14 protein-coding genes and 1 pseudogene are annotated in these 17,174 nt (G+C 72.4%); 9 read left to right on the top strand and 6 right to left on the bottom strand.

Going from position 1 to position 17,174, the window contains the following annotated elements; genetic code table 11:
* Positions 1 to 146 precede the first annotated feature (146 nt).
* Entirely contained in the window at positions 147 to 380 is a 234-nt protein-coding gene (locus AN215_RS02415; protein WP_070012430.1) for a chaplin, read from the top strand.
* A gap of 167 nt (positions 381 to 547) precedes the next feature.
* A complete protein-coding gene (locus tag AN215_RS02410) occupies positions 548 to 1,261 on the top strand; it encodes a chaplin family protein (RefSeq protein ID WP_070012431.1) in 714 nt (237 codons plus the stop codon).
* Between the two features lie 109 nt (positions 1,262 to 1,370).
* Here the strand turns inward: AN215_RS02410 and AN215_RS02405 are convergent, their stop codons facing one another.
* Positions 1,371 to 1,559, bottom strand: a complete 189-nt coding sequence (locus tag AN215_RS02405; RefSeq protein ID WP_037976561.1) for a DUF5703 family protein — start codon at positions 1,557 to 1,559, stop codon at positions 1,371 to 1,373.
* Positions 1,560 to 1,606: 47 nt separating this feature from the next.
* Here AN215_RS02405 and AN215_RS02400 point away from each other — a divergent pair, with 47 nt between their 5' ends.
* Entirely contained in the window at positions 1,607 to 2,278 is a 672-nt protein-coding gene (locus tag AN215_RS02400) for a hypothetical protein (protein ID WP_070012433.1), read from the top strand.
* Positions 2,279 to 2,404: 126 nt separating this feature from the next.
* Here AN215_RS02400 and AN215_RS02395 read toward each other — a convergent pair whose 3' ends face one another.
* On the bottom strand, positions 2,405 to 4,486 hold the full coding sequence (locus AN215_RS02395) for a helix-hairpin-helix domain-containing protein (RefSeq protein WP_070031092.1): 2,082 nt from the start codon (positions 4,484 to 4,486) through the stop codon (positions 2,405 to 2,407).
* Complete coding sequence (locus AN215_RS02390; protein WP_070012435.1) at positions 4,483 to 5,469, bottom strand: aldo/keto reductase; 987 nt, start codon at positions 5,467 to 5,469, stop codon at positions 4,483 to 4,485. The genes AN215_RS02395 and AN215_RS02390 overlap by 4 nt, the downstream gene beginning before the upstream one ends.
* 75 nt (positions 5,470 to 5,544) lie before the next feature.
* Here AN215_RS02390 and AN215_RS02385 point away from each other — a divergent pair, with 75 nt between their 5' ends.
* Positions 5,545 to 6,603: an LLM class F420-dependent oxidoreductase gene (locus AN215_RS02385; protein WP_070012437.1), complete on the top strand. Its 1,059-nt coding sequence runs from the start codon at positions 5,545 to 5,547 to the stop codon at positions 6,601 to 6,603.
* A gap of 193 nt (positions 6,604 to 6,796) precedes the next feature.
* Here the strand turns inward: AN215_RS02385 and corA are convergent, their stop codons facing one another.
* On the bottom strand, positions 6,797 to 7,780 hold the full coding sequence (gene corA / locus AN215_RS02380; protein WP_070012438.1) for a magnesium/cobalt transporter CorA: 984 nt from the start codon (positions 7,778 to 7,780) through the stop codon (positions 6,797 to 6,799).
* A gap of 76 nt (positions 7,781 to 7,856) precedes the next feature.
* Here corA and AN215_RS02375 point away from each other — a divergent pair, with 76 nt between their 5' ends.
* From AN215_RS02375 to mshC, 4 genes are all read left to right on the top strand, one after another.
* On the top strand, positions 7,857 to 8,582 hold the full coding sequence (locus AN215_RS02375) for a histidine phosphatase family protein (protein ID WP_070012439.1): 726 nt from the start codon (positions 7,857 to 7,859) through the stop codon (positions 8,580 to 8,582).
* A gap of 67 nt (positions 8,583 to 8,649) precedes the next feature.
* Positions 8,650 to 9,240, top strand: coding sequence for a DUF3090 domain-containing protein (locus AN215_RS02370; protein ID WP_070012440.1), 591 nt, complete (start codon positions 8,650 to 8,652; stop codon positions 9,238 to 9,240).
* A complete protein-coding gene (locus tag AN215_RS02365; RefSeq protein WP_070012441.1) occupies positions 9,237 to 10,211 on the top strand; it encodes an SCO1664 family protein in 975 nt (324 codons plus the stop codon). The genes AN215_RS02370 and AN215_RS02365 overlap by 4 nt, the downstream gene beginning before the upstream one ends.
* Positions 10,212 to 10,351: 140 nt before the next feature.
* Complete coding sequence (gene mshC / locus AN215_RS02360; RefSeq protein WP_070012442.1) at positions 10,352 to 11,581, top strand: cysteine--1-D-myo-inosityl 2-amino-2-deoxy-alpha-D-glucopyranoside ligase; 1,230 nt, start codon at positions 10,352 to 10,354, stop codon at positions 11,579 to 11,581.
* Between the two features lie 461 nt (positions 11,582 to 12,042).
* On the opposite strand, the pseudogene AN215_RS29030 reads toward mshC, so the two are convergent.
* Positions 12,043 to 13,254: pseudogene (locus AN215_RS29030) on the bottom strand (PAC2 family protein); the annotation flags it as partial.
* A 381-nt stretch (positions 13,255 to 13,635) separates the two neighbouring features.
* Here AN215_RS29030 and AN215_RS02350 point away from each other — a divergent pair.
* Positions 13,636 to 15,351 carry a glycoside hydrolase family 13 protein gene (locus AN215_RS02350; protein WP_070012443.1) on the top strand — a complete coding sequence of 572 codons (1,716 nt, stop codon included), beginning with the start codon at positions 13,636 to 13,638 and terminating at the stop codon, positions 15,349 to 15,351.
* A gap of 203 nt (positions 15,352 to 15,554) precedes the next feature.
* Here the strand turns inward: AN215_RS02350 and AN215_RS02345 are convergent, their stop codons facing one another.
* Positions 15,555 to 17,171 (bottom strand): glycerol-3-phosphate dehydrogenase/oxidase, encoded by a 1,617-nt coding sequence (locus AN215_RS02345; RefSeq protein ID WP_070012444.1) that lies wholly within the window; start codon positions 17,169 to 17,171, stop codon positions 15,555 to 15,557.
* Positions 17,172 to 17,174: the final 3 nt, after the last annotated feature.

The following is a 17,174-nucleotide window of genomic DNA, read 5'->3' as shown; positions in this document are numbered from 1 at the left end:
CGTCCGTACGGGCGTGAAATTCGGGCAGCTGTGCGCTGGAGCCCGGAATGGGTGAATGCCCGCGTCGGCTCGTACCCGGATTCCTCCATCTTCGTTACAGGTGGTGCGGTTCGCAGTTTGAACCGCATGCCAACGAGGAGGAATTCATGATCAAGAAGGTCGCCGCTGTCGCGGCTGCCGCCGGTGGTCTGATGCTCGCGGGTGCGGGCGTCGCCGCTGCCGACCAGGGGGTTGCGGGAGCCGCCGGAAACGCTCCCGGTGTTGCCTCCGGCAACAACGTGCAGGCCCCGGTCCATGTCCCGCTGAACGTCTGCGGCAACACGGTGTCCGTGATCGGGAACATGAACATGGCCGGCGGCAACGCCTGCCCCGGCAACTGAGGTCATCCTCAACGCATGACGAAGTGAAGCCAGGCGGCGCAGCGCGTATGTACGCGGCCTCGATGCCGTCCGGCCTTCCAAGGGGGGCGGACACACGAATTCACCGATCCCTCCCCTACGTGCGTCCTTGTAGTACTCACAGAAAGCAAGGCAGGGGAATCAGAACCATGCGACAGGTCACCAGAAAAGGCCTGATCACCGTGGCCGCGGCGGGCGGCGTGCTCGCCACGTTCTCGGGAGGTACGGCGTTCGCGGACTCCGCGACTCAGGGAGTCGCCGGTAACGGGTCCGGGGTGCTTGCGGGCAACAACGTCCAGGCGCCCATCAGCGTCCCGGTCAACGTGTGCGGCAACACGGTGAGCGTCCTCGGGTCTCTCAACTCGGCATCGGGCGGCAGCTGCGGCGACAGCGGCTCGACGCGGACGAGCGGCACCGCCGGGGACTCGGGCGGGATCGGCTCCGGGAACAACGTCCAGGCTCCCGTCGACGTCCCGGTCAACGTGTGCGGGAACGGCATCAGCGCGCTCGGCAACTCCAACAGCGCGTCGGGCGACTGCGGCGGCGACTCCGACGTGACGCCGCCGACCGACGAGGAGCCGGAGAACCCGGGCCCGGAGGACCCCGGGCCGGAGGACCCGGGACCGGACAACCCGGGCCCGGACGACCCCGGGCCTGAGAACCCGGGCGGCCCGGACAACCCCGGTGGCGGCAACGACGTCACCCCGACGTCCGACGTGCGGACCGCGTCCGAGCCGATCACCGGCGAGCTGGCGCACACCGGTGCCGGCGAGATGATCGGCATCGGCGCACCGCTGAGCGCGGGCCTGATGATCGGCGGCTTCGTTCTCTACCGTCGTGCCTCGCGGCTCGCGCGGCGCTGAGTAGGGACAGCCTGAAAGACGGCGGAGCGGGCACCACACGGGTGGGGCCCGCTCCGCCGCCTTGTCCTGTCCGGCCTGTCCGTGGTGCCGCCTCCTCGCTCCGGGAGGCTCACCAGGTCGCGTGCAGCTGGCGGATGATCCGGCGGCGCAGCCGCACCCTGCGGCTGCCGTCGGGGTAGAGCCGTGTACGGGCCAACTCCCAGTGCCCGTACTCGGCATGGTCGGTCAGCAGTCGGGTCGCCGCCTTGCGGGACACCCCGCGAGGAACGTACACATCGCGAAATTCGTATTCCGGCATCTCATCTATTGTGCGGGCAGAGGACGGATCCGGATAGCGTCTGCACTATGTCTGATGCTGAGCAGCCCACCGCTGCCGACGTACGCGCCGCCGCCGAAGCGGTGAAAGCCGCGCTGGACCGGCACCTCGAAGCGGTCGAGCGCCGGGCGGAAGGGGCCGGAAAAGACAACGGGAACGGCGCCTCCGACACGGCTGTCTACGCCGCCTTCGACGAACTCGCCGCGGCGGGCGAAACCTACGACGAGCTGCTCTACGAAAAGTACGACGAGGTCACTCCGTTCGAGATCCCCGGAGGGGACTCGATGCCCGCTTACACGGGCCCCGAGATTCCCAGCGCCCTGAGCGTGCTGATCCGGCGGGACTACACCGTCGTGGAGCCGCAGAGGCTGCTGGCTCAGGCTCAGCGGGTCACCGACCTCGACCCGGACTCGGCGGACGAGGGCAGCCCTGCCACGGGCTCGGCGGGCGGCAGCGTGCACGCGGCACTGGGCGTCCTCTTCGGGGAGTACGAGGCCGACGAGATCGCCACCCGGCACAAGGAGTTCGGTCTGGACGAGGGCGACTCGACGCTGTGGGTGGCGGCGGCCGACGAGCCGAGTGAGCCGGGGGAGTGGCTGACAGCGCCGTTCGAGCAGGCCGACCCCGAAAGGGTGATCTGCCGCTTCGACGTCAGCTCCGTCTTCGACGAGGCCGACATCGAACTGGACGACGAAGAGTGACCGCACAGGTGGTGTGACCCGCAGGGGCGGCGCCGCTTCCGGCCCGCCGGCGGCAGCAGGCGTCCTGTGCGTTCCGCGCTCCTCCGGTACGGGCGGCTTCTCCCGTTCGTGACGCGGAGCCTCTTACTACGGGAGCTCCGCCTGCGGCTGGTCTCCAGGCCCGTCCGGCGTCCCGCTCCCGGCGTCCGGGACCGCCGCTGCTCGTGCCGCTCGCGCCGACTGGGTCAGCAGTGCCCGCAGCCGTGTGGTGCGGGCCGGAGCGGTCACCGAAGCGACAGCGCGGGGAAGGGCGTCCTCCGCGCCGTGGACGACCGACAGATGCCGCTCGCCCCGCCCGAAGGCCGTGTACACCCACTCCCGTGTGAGCACCGGGGCGGCATCGCCCGGCAGCACGACGACCACGGCCGGCCAGCTCATGCCCGCGGCCTGGTGGGCCGTGACCGCCCAGCCGAGCCTGAGCTCCTCCGCGACGCGGTCGCGTGCGACGACGACGCTCTCTCCCGTCACAGCGTGCTCGAGGCGCAGCCCGTCCTCCTCGCCGGAGACGACCACGGCCGGCTCCGTACGGCCACGGGAGGGGGTGTGGACCACGCGGTCGCCCGGGTCGAAGCCGCCGAGACGCCCGGGGCCGGGGTGGAGCCGCTCCTTGAGTGCGGCGTTCAGCGCGCGGGTGCCGGCAGCTCCGCCGTGGCCCGTGGTGATCACCTGGGTGTCGCCGGAGGGGACGCCGATCGCCCGGGGAACCGAGTCGGCCACGAGCTGAACGGTGCGGTGGACCGCCTCGCCCGCGTCCCGCACCGGAACGATGACGACCTCCTTGCCGGGGGCCTCCACCTGGTTCAGCTCGCCGATGCCGATGCCGGAGACGAGCTCGCCGACCGGACCGGGATCCGGAGTGCGCGAGGCGATGCGCGGACAGGCGCCGCTGGAGAGGACGTCTGCGAAGACCTCGCCGGGCCCGGCCGAACCGAGCACGTTCGGGTCGCCGCTGAGCACCAGCCGAGCACCGTCGGGCAGGGACTCCACGAGGGCGGCGGCGGTCTCCGCGTCGAGCTGCGGTGCGTCGCAGACGATCAGCAGGTCGAGCTCCCAGGCGCCCTCCGCGTCCCGCGCCGGACCTTCCCGGCCGTCGAGCAGCCCGGCGACCGTGACGACCTGCGGAGCCGTCTGATCGCCCCCGTCGTCGTCGGCACTGCCGGGCAGCAGGCCGGTGAGTCGGTCGCGTCCGCGCGCGCTGTGTACGGCGGCGCAGGCCCGCAGCCCCGACCGCGCGGCTGCGGCGAGGAGCGCGGCGGGCTCGGCGCGGGCGGCCTCGCCGCCGGTGTGGGCGACCAGGCCGTGCACGGCGGCCGCCCGGATCAGCTCCGCCGCGGAGGGCGACGGAGCGGAGGCGGCGGCCGCCTCCCAGCGGGCCGGGACTTCCGGGGGCGCGTCGGCCGACGACGCCGCCTGGGCGGAAGCGCTGATCAGCCGGCCGAGCCCGTCCGCGAGGCTCTCTTCCGCGAGCGCATAGCGGTCGAGCCCCAACAACAGCCGTACGGGCCGCTCTTCGGCCTCTCCCTGGCCCTCGCCGCCTTGGCCCTCGCCGCCCGGGGCGGGCGGCGGCGGAAGCCCGCCCGTGGGCATCGCGTCCAGCGCGTCCTCGAAGACGAGGACGGCTCCCGCGTCGATGGCCGTACGGACCGCCTCGTCCGGCTCCGGGACCGCGTGCTGGGAGAGGCCCTTGGACAGGCCGGCCGGCTCCAGGGCCGTGTGCCCGGCCAGCGCCGCGCGCTCCAGCAGCCACACCACGAGGGCCTGCGCGCGACGCTCGTCGCCGGGGCCGCTGTCGTCGCCGAGCAGGGCGCGGGCGAAGCCGTCCGCCTGCTCGGGCGTCACGCCCCGGACGGCGAGCAGCTGCCACGGGTCGGAACGCAGCAGCCCGCCGGCCTGCTCGCCGAGCGCCTCCGCGACTCGCGGGGCGAGCGTCCCCGGTGCGCCGCCCTCGGCGAGAACTTCGCGCAACTCGTCCGTCACAGTGACCGGGCCGCGCTGCGCAGCGCCGCTCGCGGCGGCTGCCGGTCGCGGGCCCGCCGATGCCGCGGGCGCCTGCGGGCGCGGCGAAGACGGCTGCTGTCCGGACTCGGTGAAGAACGACGCGGCGGAGCGCTCGCCGCTCTCCACCGCCCGTACCGCCGCGAGGAGTTCGGCTGCCTTGTCGTCCGTCACAGCTCGCTCCAGTCCTGGTCGGGATAGCGGTGCACCGGCGCCGACACATCATCGAGCGCGCGGCAGATCTCGTCAGGAAGACTAAGGCCCTCCACTGACAGCGCCTCGGTGAGCTGCGCGGCCGTGCGCGCACCGACGATCGGCGCGGCCACTCCCGGCCGGTCCCGCACCCAGGCCAGCGCCACCTGCAGCGGTGAGACCGCCAGACCGTCGGCTGCGGTCGAGACGGCGTCGACGATCGACCCGGCCGTCTCGTCGAGATACGGGGCGACGAAGGGTGCCAGATGCTCGGAGGCCCCGCGGGATTCCGGAGGCGGGTCGGCACGGCGGTACTTGCCGGTGAGCACCCCGCGGCCCAGCGGCGAGGAGGGCAGCAGGCCCAGACCCAAGTCGAGGGCGGCGGGGAGCAGTTCACGTTCGACGCCGCGCTGGAGCAGCGAGTACTCCATCTGTGTGCTCGCCAGCCGGGTGCGCGCACCGGGGGCGGCGAGCTGCCAGGTGGCAGCCTTGGCGAGCTGCCAGCCGCTGAAGTTGGAGACGCCCGCGTAGCGGGCCCTGCCGGTGCTGACTGCGATGTCCAGGGCCTGCAGCGTCTCGTCCAGAGGTGTCGCCGGGTCGAAGGCGTGCACCTGCCACAGGTCCACGTAGTCGGTGCGCAGCCGCTCCAGGGAGGCGTCGAGCGCCGCCAGGAGATGTCCGCGCGAGCAGTCGAAGCGGCGGTCGGGGTCGGGCACGCTTCCCGCCTTGGTGGCGACCACCAGATCGCGGCGCGGCACGAGGCCTTCCAGCAGCCTGCCCAGGAGGTACTCGGCGCCGCCGTCCCCGTACACGTCGGCCGTGTCGACCAGCGTGCCCCCCGCTTCCCAGAACGTCTTGAGCTGGTCGGCGGCGTCCCTCTCGCCGGTGTCCCGCGCCCAGGTGAGGGTGCCGAGGCCGATTCGGGATACGCGCAGGCCGGTACGGCCGAGGTGCCTTGCCTCCATGGGCGTTGAGGTTACTTGTGAGCGCACGTTAGAGTCCCCGGGACAGCGACGTTACTGATCAGTAAGGGGGCCGGTATGCGGCTCGGTATCAACCTCGGCTACTGGGGTGCGGGGATGGACGCGGACAACCTCGCCGTCGCCCAGGAGGCGGACCGTCTCGGTTACTCGGTCTGCTGGGCCGCCGAGGCCTACGGGTCCGACGCCCCCACCGTGCTGTCCTGGGTGGCCGCACAGACCGAACGCATCGACGTCGGCTCGGGCATCTTCCAGATCCCCGCACGTACGCCCGCGATGACGGCCATGACCGCGGCCACCCTCGACACCCTCTCCGGCGGCCGGTTCCGGCTCGGCCTCGGCGTCTCCGGGCCGCAGGTCTCGGAGGGCTGGTACGGCGTGAAGTTCGACAAGCCGCTCGCCCGCACCCGCGAGTACGCCGAGATCATCCGCAAGGCCATGTCCCGGGAGCGGCTCAGCCACCAGGGCGAGCACTGGACGCTGCCCCTGCCCGGCGGTCCCGGCAAGCCGATCAAGCTCACAGTGCACCCCGTACGCGAGGAGATCCCGCTCTACATCGCGGCGATCGGCCCCAAGAACCTGGAGCAGACCGGCGAGATCGCCGACGGTGCTCTGCTGATCTTCTTCTCGCCCGAGCACGCGGAGGAGACCACGCTCCGGTACCTGCGCGCGGGACGGGAGAAGGCCGGCAAGGGCCCCGGCCTCGACGGCTTCGACGTGTGCCCGACGGTGCCGATGGCGGTGGGGGAGGACGTCCACGCGCTCGCGGACCAGTTCCGCCCGTACACCGCGCTGTACGTCGGCGGCATGGGCAGCCGCAAGCAGAACTTCTACAACCGGCTTGCACAGCGCATGGGTTACGGCAAGGAGGCGGCCGAGATCCAGGACAAGTACCTGGCGGGCGACAAGGAGGGCGCCGCGGCCGCAGTGCCGCACGAACTCATCGACTCCACCACCCTCCTCGGCCCCGTCGAGCGGATCTCCGAGCGGATGCGCGCCTACGCCGAGGCCGGAGTGACCACTCTCTCCCTCGCCCCGGCCGGCTTCGCGCTGGAGGAGCGCATCGCGGGACTGAGGGCGGGCGTCGAAGCGCTGGAGCGGGCCGGAGTGGCGTCCTAGCGGCCGCCGGAGGGCATGCCTACGGCCGTGGAGGGGGCTCGGGGGTCTTCCCCGCCACGGCCGCTACGCATCTCAACGCGCGGCAGGCGCAAGGGTTACGCAACGGTCCGCACCGCGTCGGACGCCCTCCGGGTCGCCCCTCCTCGGCCCCGCCGGGCGGGCCTGCCCGGTCCGGCGCGGCCGAGAGGTGCGTTCAGATCCATCCGCGGCGCTTGAAGAGGCGGAAGAGGAGCAGACAGGCCGTCACGATGACCCCGAGCACGGTCGGGTACGCCCACACCCAGTGCAGCTCCGGCATGTGCTCGAAGTTCATGCCGTAGATCCCGGCGATGGCGGTGGGCACCGCGAACATGGCGGCCCAGGCGGAGATCTTCCGCATGTTGTCGTTCTGCCGGACGCTCATCTGGGCGAGGTTCGCGGAGAGGATGTCCGACAGCAGCCGGTCGAGGCTGTCCACCTGCTCGTTGACGCGGGTCAGGTGGTCGCTCACGTCGCGGAAGAAGGGCCGGGAGTCCTCGTGGACGAACGGCACTCCCGCACGCATCAGCCGCTCCAGCGGGTCGGCCAGCGGCCCGGTCGCCCGCCGGAAGCCCAGCACCTGCCGCTTGAAGCCGTAGATGCGGCCCGCGGTGTCACGGGCGGCCTGGGCCTCCGGGGAGAAGACGTCCTCCTCCAGCCCGTCGAGACTGATGTGGAGGTCCTCGGCGACGTCCATGTACTGGTCCACGATGGCGTCGCTCACCGCGTACATCACGGCCGTCGGTCCGTGCCGCAGGACCTCCGGCTCGCGTTCCAGCCGCTCGCGCACCGCACGGAGCGGATTGGCCTCGCCGTGGCGCACCGTCACCACGAAGGAGTCGCCGACGAACAGCATCAGTTCCCCGGCGGAGACGGCGGCGGCGGACTGGTCGTAGGAGACGGGCTTGAGCACGAGGAAGAGGGAGTCCTCGTAGACCTCCAGCTTGGGCCGCTGATGCGCGTGGAGCGCGTCCTCGACGGCGAGCGGGTGCAGCCCGAACTCGCTTGTCACGAGCTCGAATTCGGCTTCGGTCGGCTCGTGCAGCCCGATCCACAGAAAGGCGTCCCCGGCCGCCCTGGCCTCGTCGAGGGCGTCGGAGTAGCCGGACGGCCGCTCCATGCGGCGTCCTTCCTGGTAGATGGCGCAGTCCACGATCACGACTGGTCATTGTGCCCCTCCGCCGCCCACCGGACCACCGGCGGGCGCTTCCCGCCGCTCGCCTACGCTGGCAGGCATGCCCACGCTCATCCTCGTACGGCACGGCCGCTCCACCGCCAACACCTCCGGCCTGCTCGCGGGCCGCACGCCCGGAGTGGCTCTGGACGACCACGGCCGGGCCCAGGCCGCGGCGCTTCCCGGGCGGCTGGGTGTGCTGCCGCTGACGGCGCTGGTCAGCAGCCCCATGCAGCGCTGCCAGGAGACCCTGGAACCGCTCGTGCAGGCTCGGCCGGAGCTTCCCCTGCACACCGACGAGCGCATCTCCGAGTGCGACTACGGGGACTGGAGCGGGCGCAAACTCGCGGAGCTGAGCGACGAACCGCTGATGACCACGGTGCAGCAGCACCCGTCCGCGGCGGTCTTCCCCGGCGGGGAGTCGATGCGCGCGATGCAGACGCGGGCCGTGGAGGCCGTCCGTGAGTGGAACGCGCGCATCGAGGCGGACCACGGGGCGGACGCGCTGTTCGCCATGTGCTCGCACGGCGACATCATCAAGTCGGTGGTCGCGGACGCTCTCGGCATGCATCTGGACCTCTTCCAGCGCATCGCCGTCGGCCCGTGCTCTCTCACCGTCATCCGCTACACCCCGCTGCGGCCTTTCCTGCTGCGGCTGGGGGAGACGGGCGAACTCGACTCCCTCGTACCGCCGGAGCCGGAGCCCGGCGACGCCGGGGAGGAGGGCGCGAAGGGCCAGGAGGGCTCCCCGGAGGGCAGCGACGCCACTGTGGGGGGCGGAGCCTAAGCAGGAAGATCGGCGCGGCAGTAGGGTGCCTTAGACCGATCAGACGTCGACGACAACGGAGCAGGACGTGTCCCGTCAGGTGTTCCTCTACGACCCGCCGGACCGATTCATCGCCGGTACCGTCGGGCTGCCAGGACGGCGCACCTTCTACCTCCAGGCGTCGGCCTCGGGACGTACCACCAGCGTCGCCCTTGAGAAGGCGCAGGTGGAGGCCCTGGCCGAACGGATCGACGAACTGCTGGACGAGGTCGTGCGCCGCTCCGGCGGCAACGCACCGGTGCCCGCGGTGGCACCGGCCGAACTCGACGACACGCAGCCCCTGGAGACCCCCGTCGAGGAGGAGTTCCGCGTCGGCACCATGGCGCTGGCCTGGGACGGCGACGGTGAGCGGATGGTCGTCGAGGCGCAGGCCGTCGTCGAACTGGAGGCCGACTCCGACGAGGATCTCGCCGACGCGGAGGAACGGCTGCTCCAGGACGACGAGAACGGGCCGCCGATGCTCCGCGTGCGGCTCGACGGCACCATGGCACGGGCCTTCGCCAAGCGCGCACTCGAAGTCGTCAACGCCGGCAGGCCGCCGTGTCCGCTGTGCAGCCTCCCGCTCGACCCGGAAGGCCATGTGTGTCCGCGTCAGAACGGATACCGGCGCGGCGAATGAGCCAGGCAGCCGATTGCGGCCGTCCGCCGCGACAGGAGCAGCAGGAGGCCGCCTCGCCCGCGGCCGAGGAGACGCGCACACGCCTTGAGCTCGGCACGCTGACCGTACTGGGACAGATCCGGCAGGCCTCCAACGCCGTGCTCTTCGGCGAGGTCGAACACGAAGGGCACCGCGTCGCGTGCGTGTACAAGCCTGTGGCGGGCGAGCGGCCGCTGTGGGACTTCCCGGACGGCACGCTCGCACAGCGGGAGGTCGCGGCGTACGAGATCTCCCGGGCGACCGGCTGGGACCTGATCCCGGCGACGGTGCTGCGCGACGGGCCGTACGGCGAGGGCATGTGCCAGGCGTGGGTGGGGCCGCTGCCCGGAACCGCACCGGAGGACGATGAGGAGGACGGGGGCGAGGACGGGGACGGGGCCCGCGAGTCCGCAGGGGACGAAGCGGCCGGGGCCCACGAGTCCGCCGGGGGCGAAGAGGCCGCCGGCGGCCGGGAGCTGCTGGCCATCGTCGAGGGCGACGAGCCGGGGGAGGGCTGGAAGCCCGTCGGGCACGTGGACACCGGCTCCGCGCGCCCGGCGCTGCTCGTGCACGCCGACGACGAGCGGCTGCGGCGGCTGGCAGTGCTCGACGCTGTCATCAACAACGGCGACCGCAAGGGCGGTCACCTGCTGACTCTCGCCACCGGCGCGCTGTACGCCATCGACCACGGCGTCACCTTCAACGTGGACGACAAGCTGCGCACCCTGCTGTGGGGCTGGGCGGGCGAGGAGCTGACCTCCGAGGCGACCGCGACGCTGCGCGGACTCGGCGCGGCACTGGCCGACGGCGCTCCACTCGCCACCAGGCTCTCCGCACTGATCACCACAGCCGAGGTCGAAGCCCTGCGCAAGCGGACCGACGGCTTGATCAGTTCCGGCCGTCACCCGCTGCCCAGCGGCGACTGGCCGGCGATCCCGTGGCCCCCCGTGTGACACGTGCGCAGGTTCCGCATGACGCCTACGCACGCCGCCGTGCGCGGTCAAGAGCGCCTATCCGGCCATTTCCGCAGGCCGGGGACGGAGGGGGCCGTCCCGTCAGGAAGGCGAACTCCTGTCCGGGTTAGGCTCAGGGAATGCATGCCTGGCCCGCTTCCGAGGTTCCCGCCCTGCCTGGTCAGGGCCGCGACCTGGAGATCCACAACACCGCGACGGGCGCCCGCACCACCCTGGCGCCCGGTCCCGTCGCCCGCATATACGTCTGCGGGATCACTCCGTACGACGCCACCCATCTGGGGCACGCGGCGACCTACAACGCCTTCGACCTCGTACAGCGCGTGTGGCTCGACACCAAGCGGCAGGTTCACTACATACAGAACGTCACCGACATCGACGATCCCCTCCTGGAACGTGCGCGGGAGACGGGCGAGGCATGGTCGGCGCTGGCGGAGCGTGAGACGGACCTCTTCCGGGAGGACATGACGGCTCTGCGGATGCTGCCGCCACGGCAGTTCGTCGGTGCCGTCGAGTCGATCCCGCGCATCGTGCCCCTCGTCGAGCGGCTGCGCGACCAGGGTGCCGCGTACGAACTGGAGGGGGACGTCTACTTCTCGGTCGACGCGGACACCCACTTCGGCGAAGTCTCACGCCTCGACGCGGAGACCATGCGGATCCTCTCCGCCGAGCGGGGCGGCGACCCCGAGCGGCCCGGAAAGAAGAGCCCGCTCGACCCGATGCTGTGGCGCGCCGCCCGCGACGGCGAACCGGAGTGGGACGGGGCCTCGCTCGGCCCCGGGAGGCCCGGATGGCACATCGAGTGTGTGGCCATCGCGCTGGAGCACCTCGGCATGGGCTTCGACGTACAGGGCGGCGGCTCCGATCTCGCCTTCCCCCACCACGAGATGGGCGCCTCGCACGCTCAGGCCCTCACCGGTGAACACCCCTTCGCCCAGACCTACGTGCACGCGGGGATGGTGGGCCTGGACGGCGAGAAGATGTCGAAGTCCAAGGGGAACCTGGTCTTCGTCTCACAGCTGCGCCGCGAGGGAGTCGATCCCGCCGCGATCCGGCTCGCGCTGCTCGCGAACCACTACCGGTCGGACTGGGAGTACTCGGGCGACGTGCTCGACGAGGCCCGGGCCAGGCTGGCGCGGTGGCGGACCGCCGTCTCGCGGCCGGACGGCCCGCCGGCCGACGCCGTCGTCGAGGAGATCCGTGCCGCGCTCGCGGACGATCTGAACTCACCGGCCGCGCTTGCCGCCGTCGACCGCTGGGCGGCGGCACAGGAGGCCGGGGGAGGCACGGACGAGGGTGCGCCCGGCTTGGTCTCGCGTGCGGTCGACGCGCTGCTGGGAGTCGCGCTGTAGCGCCGAGGCGCCCGGCCGGAATTGCCGTCCCGCTTGATCAGCGGGATCCCGCTGGACTTGGGGATCGCGCTCGTCTTCGGGCGGGGCGGCCTTTCCGGTGCGCCGGGTGCTCACTCCTCGTCGGAGTCCTGGCCGTTGGCGCCCTTGTTGCCGTCGCTGCCCTTGTCCGGCTCGACGGTCTCGTCCGGCTTGCGCTTCCCGCCGTTGCGGCGGGTGCCGCTGCTCCTGCCGCCCCTGCCGTCCTTCTTGCGGCTTTCGCCGCTTCCGCCGCTCCCGTCCTGCTCCCCGTCGGAGGCGGGCTTGGCCTTGCTGTTGCTGCTGCTGCCGCTGCCGTTGCTGCTTCCGCTTCCGTTCTCGTCCTTGCTCTCGCCGCCGTCCTTGGCGGACTTGCCGCGGCCGGCGGCGCCGCTGCCACGGCTGCTGCCGGTGCCCTTCGTGTCCTTGGCGCCACCGGTGCTTCTGGTCCGCCCGCCGCCGCTCCTGCCGCCGCCGGCGGTGCCGCGGCGCGTGGCGGGCTTGGCAGCCTTGCCCTCGCCGCCGTCCTTTCCGCTGGTTTCGCCGCCGCCGTCCTTGCCTGCGTCGGCGTCGCGGTCTTCTGCGTCCCCGCTTCCGCCGGTCTCCCTGCCCCCTTCGGCACCGCCGGTGTCCTCGTCGTCCTTCCGGTCGTCCTTGGCGCCGTCGCGCGCCGGCGGCTTCGTACGACGGGAGCGTCCGCCGCCCGCAGGAGGCTTAGGGGCCTCCGAGCCGAATGCGGGGGAGGAACCCGCCCCGGAATCCCGTGGGTTGCCGCCCGGCGTACCGCTGCCCGCGCCTCCCGGACCGCCGTCACGCCGCCGCAGATACCGCTCGAACTCCTTCGCGATGGCCTCTCCCGAGGCCTCGGGCAGCTCGGCGGTGTCCCTTGCCTCCTCCAGCGACTGCACGTACTCGGCGACCTCGCTGTCCTCCGCGGCCAGCTGGTCGACGCCCAACTGCCATGCGCGCGCGTCCTCCTGGAGCTCGCCCTGCGGCACGTTCAGCTCCAGCAGATCCTCGAGGCGGTTCAGCAGCGCGAGGGTGGCCTTCGGGTTGGGCGGCTGGGAGACGTAGTGCGGCACCGAGGCCCAGAGGCTCAGCGCCGGCACGCCGGCGTGGGTGCACGCCTCCTGCAGGATGCCGACGATGCCCGTCGGCCCCTCGTAGCGCGTCTCCTCCAGGTTCATCGTGCGGGCCAGATCGGGATCGGATGTCACGCCCGTCACAGGGACGGGGCGGCTGTGCGGTGTGTCACCGAGCAGCGCGCCCAGGACGACGACCATCTCCACGCCCAACTCATGGGCGAAGCCCAGGATTTCGTTGCAGAAGGAGCGCCAGCGCATGCTCGGCTCGATGCCGCGCACCAGCACCAGGTCGCGCGGCTTCCCCTTGCCGCCCGCGTTGTCCACGCGTACGACCGCGAGCCGTGTCGTCGGCCATGTGATCTTGCGTGAGCCGCCGTCCAGCCACACCTGAGGCCTGTTGACCTGGAAGTCGTAGTAGTCCTCCGCGTCGAGCGCCGCGAAGACCTCGCCCTTCCACTCCCGCTCCATGTGCCCGACCGCGGTGGAGGCGGCGTCGCCGGCGTCGTTCCAGCCTTCGAACGCGGCCACCATGACGGGGTCGACCAGCTCGGGTACTCCCTCGAGCTCGATCACCCAGCGCCTCCTTCCGGCCGGGAAGTGTGCGTAGACGCGCACCCGGCTGCCGTTCTGTTCCGTGCGGCAACCAGCCTACGGCGTGACAGCGCGCACGCCGCAGCCCTGGCCGCACCCGTACGCCCGGCGGGTACGCACCGTCCGCCGGAGGGTCCCCGGAGTGCCGACGGCCCCTGGGGCACCCCGGCGGAGTCAGGGGAAGCAGCGAGGTGAGTGCCCCATGCCGTCCACTTGACCTGCACGGCGCTCCCGATGAGGCTCGGCAGCGGCCGCCGCTTCCGGCCCTGCGGCGGTGTACGTACAGTGCCCGTCGGCATCGCGCCGCGTCCGTACGGGCGGAAGGGTGCCGCGGCCGCACGCGCCACTTCATGAGAGGACACCGTGACAGCCAGCACGCCCCAGCAGCCGTCCCCGGAACCCACGGAAGCCACGGAAGCCACCGACGCCTGGTGGCGTGAGGCCGTCGTCTACCAGATCTACGTGCCCAGCTTCGCCGACTCCGACGGCGACGGCATGGGTGACCTGCGCGGAATCGCCGACCGCCTCGGACACCTGGCCGGGCTCGGTGTCGACGCGCTCTGGCTGACGCCGTTCTACCCCTCGCCCTGGGCCGACGGGGGCTACGACGTGTCCGACCACCGGGACGTCGACCCGCGTCACGGCACCCTCGGCGATTTCCGCGACCTGCTCGCGCGGGCCCACGGGCTCGGCCTGAAGGTCATCGTCGACATCGTCCCGAACCACTGCTCCGACAAGCACCCCTGGTTCGTGGAGGCGCTGGCGTCCGCCCCCGGTTCGGCTGCCCGCGACCGCTTCGTCTTCCGTGACGGCAAGGGCGCCGGCGGCAGTGAGCCGCCCGCCGACTGGCAGTCCAAGTTCGGCGGCGCGGCCTGGACCAGGACGGCGGACGGGCAGTGGTACATGCACATATTCGCCGCCGAGCAGCCCGACCTGAACTGGGAGAACCCGGAGGTCGCCGCGGACTTCGAGCGGACACTGCGCTTCTGGCTCGACCTCGGCGTCGACGGCTTCCGCGTCGACGTCGCGCACGGCCTGTGCAAGGACCTCGCGCCCCCGCTGCGCAACACACTCGGCAACGACGCCGCACCGCTCAACTCGCCGCCGCAGGGCGACGACCACCCGTTCTGGGACCGGGACCAGGTGCACGACGTCTACCGGTCCTGGCGGAAGATCCTCGACTCCTGCCGGCCTCCTCGCGCTGCCGTCGCCGAAGCGGGCGTCAGCGCCGCCAGGCTGCCGCTCTACACCCGTCCCGACGAGCTGCACCAGGCCTTCAACTTCTTTCATCTGCGCTGCCCTTGGGACGCCGCGTCCTTCCGCGGGGTCATCGACGAGTCGCTCGACGGCGCGCGCTCCGTCGGCACCCTGCCGACCTGGGTGCTCTCCAACCACGACGTGGTGCGGCACGCCACCCGCTACGGCCTCCCCGAAGGCACCGACTTCGCCGGGTGGCTGGCCTCCGGCGGACGTGAACCGGCCGCCGACCACGACCTGGGCCGCCGCCGGGCCCGCGCCGCCGCGCTGCTCACCCTGGCGCTGCCCGGCACCGCCTACCTCTACCAGGGTGAGGAGCTGGGGCTTCCGGAGGTCGCGGACCTGCCCGCCGAGGCGCTGCGCGACCCGATGTGGGAGCGCACAGGCCGTACGAACAAGGGCCGCGACGGCTGCCGCGTACCGATCCCGTGGCAGCTGCGGGGACCCTCCTGCGGCTTCGGTCCCGCCGGAGCCTGGCTGCCGCAGCCGGACGGATGGGGAGCCCACTCGGTGGAGGCACAGAGCGGAGTCGAGGACTCCTTCCTGGAGCTGTACCGCTCCGCGCTGAAGCTGCGCCGCGACTTCGCCGGCTCCACCCGCTCCCGGGGCGGCGGGCTGGAGTGGCTGGACGCCGCCGACGGCGAACTGGCCTTCCGCCGGGGCTCCCTGCTCGAATGCCGGGTCAATCTCTCCGGGCGGCCGGTGCCGCTTCCGGGCGGCGCGGTGCGGCTGCTGGCGAGCGAGCCGGGTCCGTACGACGGCTTGCTCGCACCGGACACCGCGGTCTGGCTTCGGCCCGGACCTTCCGGCGGCGAGGGCTGAGCGCCCGGGCTCTCCCCGCTGAGCTCCCCGCGTGGGCGGCGTCCGCGTCACGGCGGGGCGGCGTCCGCATGACGGCGGGCGGGCCTGCCCCCCGGCGTGACCCGCCCGCCTGCGATCCCCGTGCAGTCCCGTCACGGCCGCACGGGGACGCTTCCCCCGTCCCCCCTGCTCTCGTGCCTGTGCCGTCTCCGCTTCCCAGGCCGTCAGTTGCGGCGCTCCGCGAGGAGCTTCGCGACACGCTCGCGCACCTCGTCGGTGTCCAGACCGCGGATGGTGAGCGTGGTGCGCCGCCGCAGCACGTCCTCGGGGGTCTCGGCCCACTCGTGGTCGCGCGCGTGCACGACCTGGGCCCAGATCTCCGGCCCGTCCGGGTGGATGCGTTCGCCGAGCGCCGGGTCCTCGTTGACCAGCCGCGCGATGTCGAAGGAGAGCGAGCCGTAGTGGGTGGCCAGATGACGCGCCGTCGACGGGTCCATGCGCGGGCCCGGTTCGCGCTCCCGGTCCACCAGCAGCCGGTGCGCGACCGCGTTCGGGTTCGAGATCCCGGGCAGCGGGGTGCGGCGTACCAACTCCCCGACGGGCTCCATGTCCTGCGCGATCGAGCCGCCCGGCAGCTTCGCCAGCTTGTCCATCACGGCGCGGCCGATGTGGCGGTACGTCGTCCACTTGCCGCCCGCGACCGAGAGCATCCCGCCGATTCCCTCGCTGACCACCGTCTCCCGCTTCGCCGCCGTCACGCCGCCCGGGCCGCCGGGGAGCACGCGCAGGCCCGCGAACGCGTAGCTGATCAGATCGCGGTCCAGGTGCTCGTCGCGTACGGAGAACGCGGCCTCGTCCAGGATCTGCTGGATGTCGGCCTGGGTCGCGCGTACGTCGCCCGGGTCACCCTCGTACGCCTCGTCGGTGGTGCCCAGCAGCAGCTGGTCCTCCCACGGGAGCGCGAAGGTGATGCGGTACTTGTCGATCGGCGTCGCCATCGCCGCCCGCCACGGCGACTTGCGGCGCAGCACGAGGTGGGCCCCCTTGGAGAGCCGCACGCTGGGGGCGGCGCCCTTGTCCTCCAGACGGCGGAGGTGGTCCACCCAGGGGCCGGTGGCGTTGAGCACGAGACGGGCGTCGACGCCGAACTCGCTGCCGTCTGTGCGGTCGCGCAGTTCGGCTCCCGTCACGCGGCCGACGGTGCGGCGCAGGCCGGTCACCTCGGCGTGGTTGAGGACCACGGCGCCCGAGTCGACTGCGGCACGTACCGTCATGACGGCCATGCGGGAGTCGTTCATCTGGTGGTCGCCGTAGACCGCGACCGCCTTGAGGTTCTCCGTACGCAGCCCCGGGTTGTCGGCCGCGGCGCGCGCGGGCGAGACGAGGCGCCCCACGCCGTCGCCGAACGCGGAGAGCGCGCTGTAGGCGAAGACACCGGCGCCCAGCTTCGCCGCACCGTGCGGCCCGCCCTTGTAGACGGGCAGATAGAACTTGAGCGGATTGACGAGGTGCGGCGCCACGTCCTTGGCCAGCACCCGCCGCTCGTGGTGGTTCTCCGCCACCAGCTTGACCGCGCCGGTCTGCAGATAACGCAGTCCGCCGTGGACCAGCTTGGAAGAGGCGGAGGAGGTGGCGCCGGCGAAGTCGCCGGCGTCCACCATCGCCACCCGCAGCCCCGACTGCGCGGCGTGCCAGGCCACCGAGGTTCCGAGGATGCCGCCGCCGATCACGAGCAGGTCGTACGTCGCTCCCGCGAGCAGCTCCCTGGTCTCGGCGCGGCTCGGATTGCCGCCGGCAGCCGGGTGCGTCCCGAGGGTGGGGACGCTCTGCAGGGTGTTCATCGT

The sequence above is a fragment of the Streptomyces abyssalis genome, assembly GCF_001751365.1.
GTDB classification, from domain to species: Bacteria; Actinomycetota; Actinomycetes; order Streptomycetales; family Streptomycetaceae; genus Streptomyces; species Streptomyces abyssalis.
The sequence above is the reverse complement of the archived record's forward strand: the minus strand, read 5'-3'. Positions and strand labels throughout refer to the sequence as shown.

Coding starts and splice junctions, on each gene's coding strand:
- AN215_RS02415 (WP_070012430.1), top strand. CDS start 147: ATGATCAAGAAGGTCGCCGCTGTCGCGGCTGCCGCCGGTGGTCTGATG.
- AN215_RS02410 (WP_070012431.1), top strand. CDS start 548: ATGCGACAGGTCACCAGAAAAGGCCTGATCACCGTGGCCGCGGCGGGC.
- AN215_RS02405 (WP_037976561.1), bottom strand. CDS start 1,559: ATGCCGGAATACGAATTTCGCGATGTGTACGTTCCTCGCGGGGTGTCC.
- AN215_RS02400 (WP_070012433.1), top strand. CDS start 1,607: ATGTCTGATGCTGAGCAGCCCACCGCTGCCGACGTACGCGCCGCCGCC.
- AN215_RS02390 (WP_070012435.1), bottom strand. CDS start 5,469: ATGGAGGCAAGGCACCTCGGCCGTACCGGCCTGCGCGTATCCCGAATC.
- AN215_RS02385 (WP_070012437.1), top strand. CDS start 5,545: ATGCGGCTCGGTATCAACCTCGGCTACTGGGGTGCGGGGATGGACGCG.
- AN215_RS02375 (WP_070012439.1), top strand. CDS start 7,857: ATGCCCACGCTCATCCTCGTACGGCACGGCCGCTCCACCGCCAACACC.
- AN215_RS02365 (WP_070012441.1), top strand. CDS start 9,237: ATGAGCCAGGCAGCCGATTGCGGCCGTCCGCCGCGACAGGAGCAGCAG.
- mshC (WP_070012442.1), top strand. CDS start 10,352: ATGCATGCCTGGCCCGCTTCCGAGGTTCCCGCCCTGCCTGGTCAGGGC.
- AN215_RS02345 (WP_070012444.1), bottom strand. CDS start 17,171: ATGAACACCCTGCAGAGCGTCCCCACCCTCGGGACGCACCCGGCTGCC.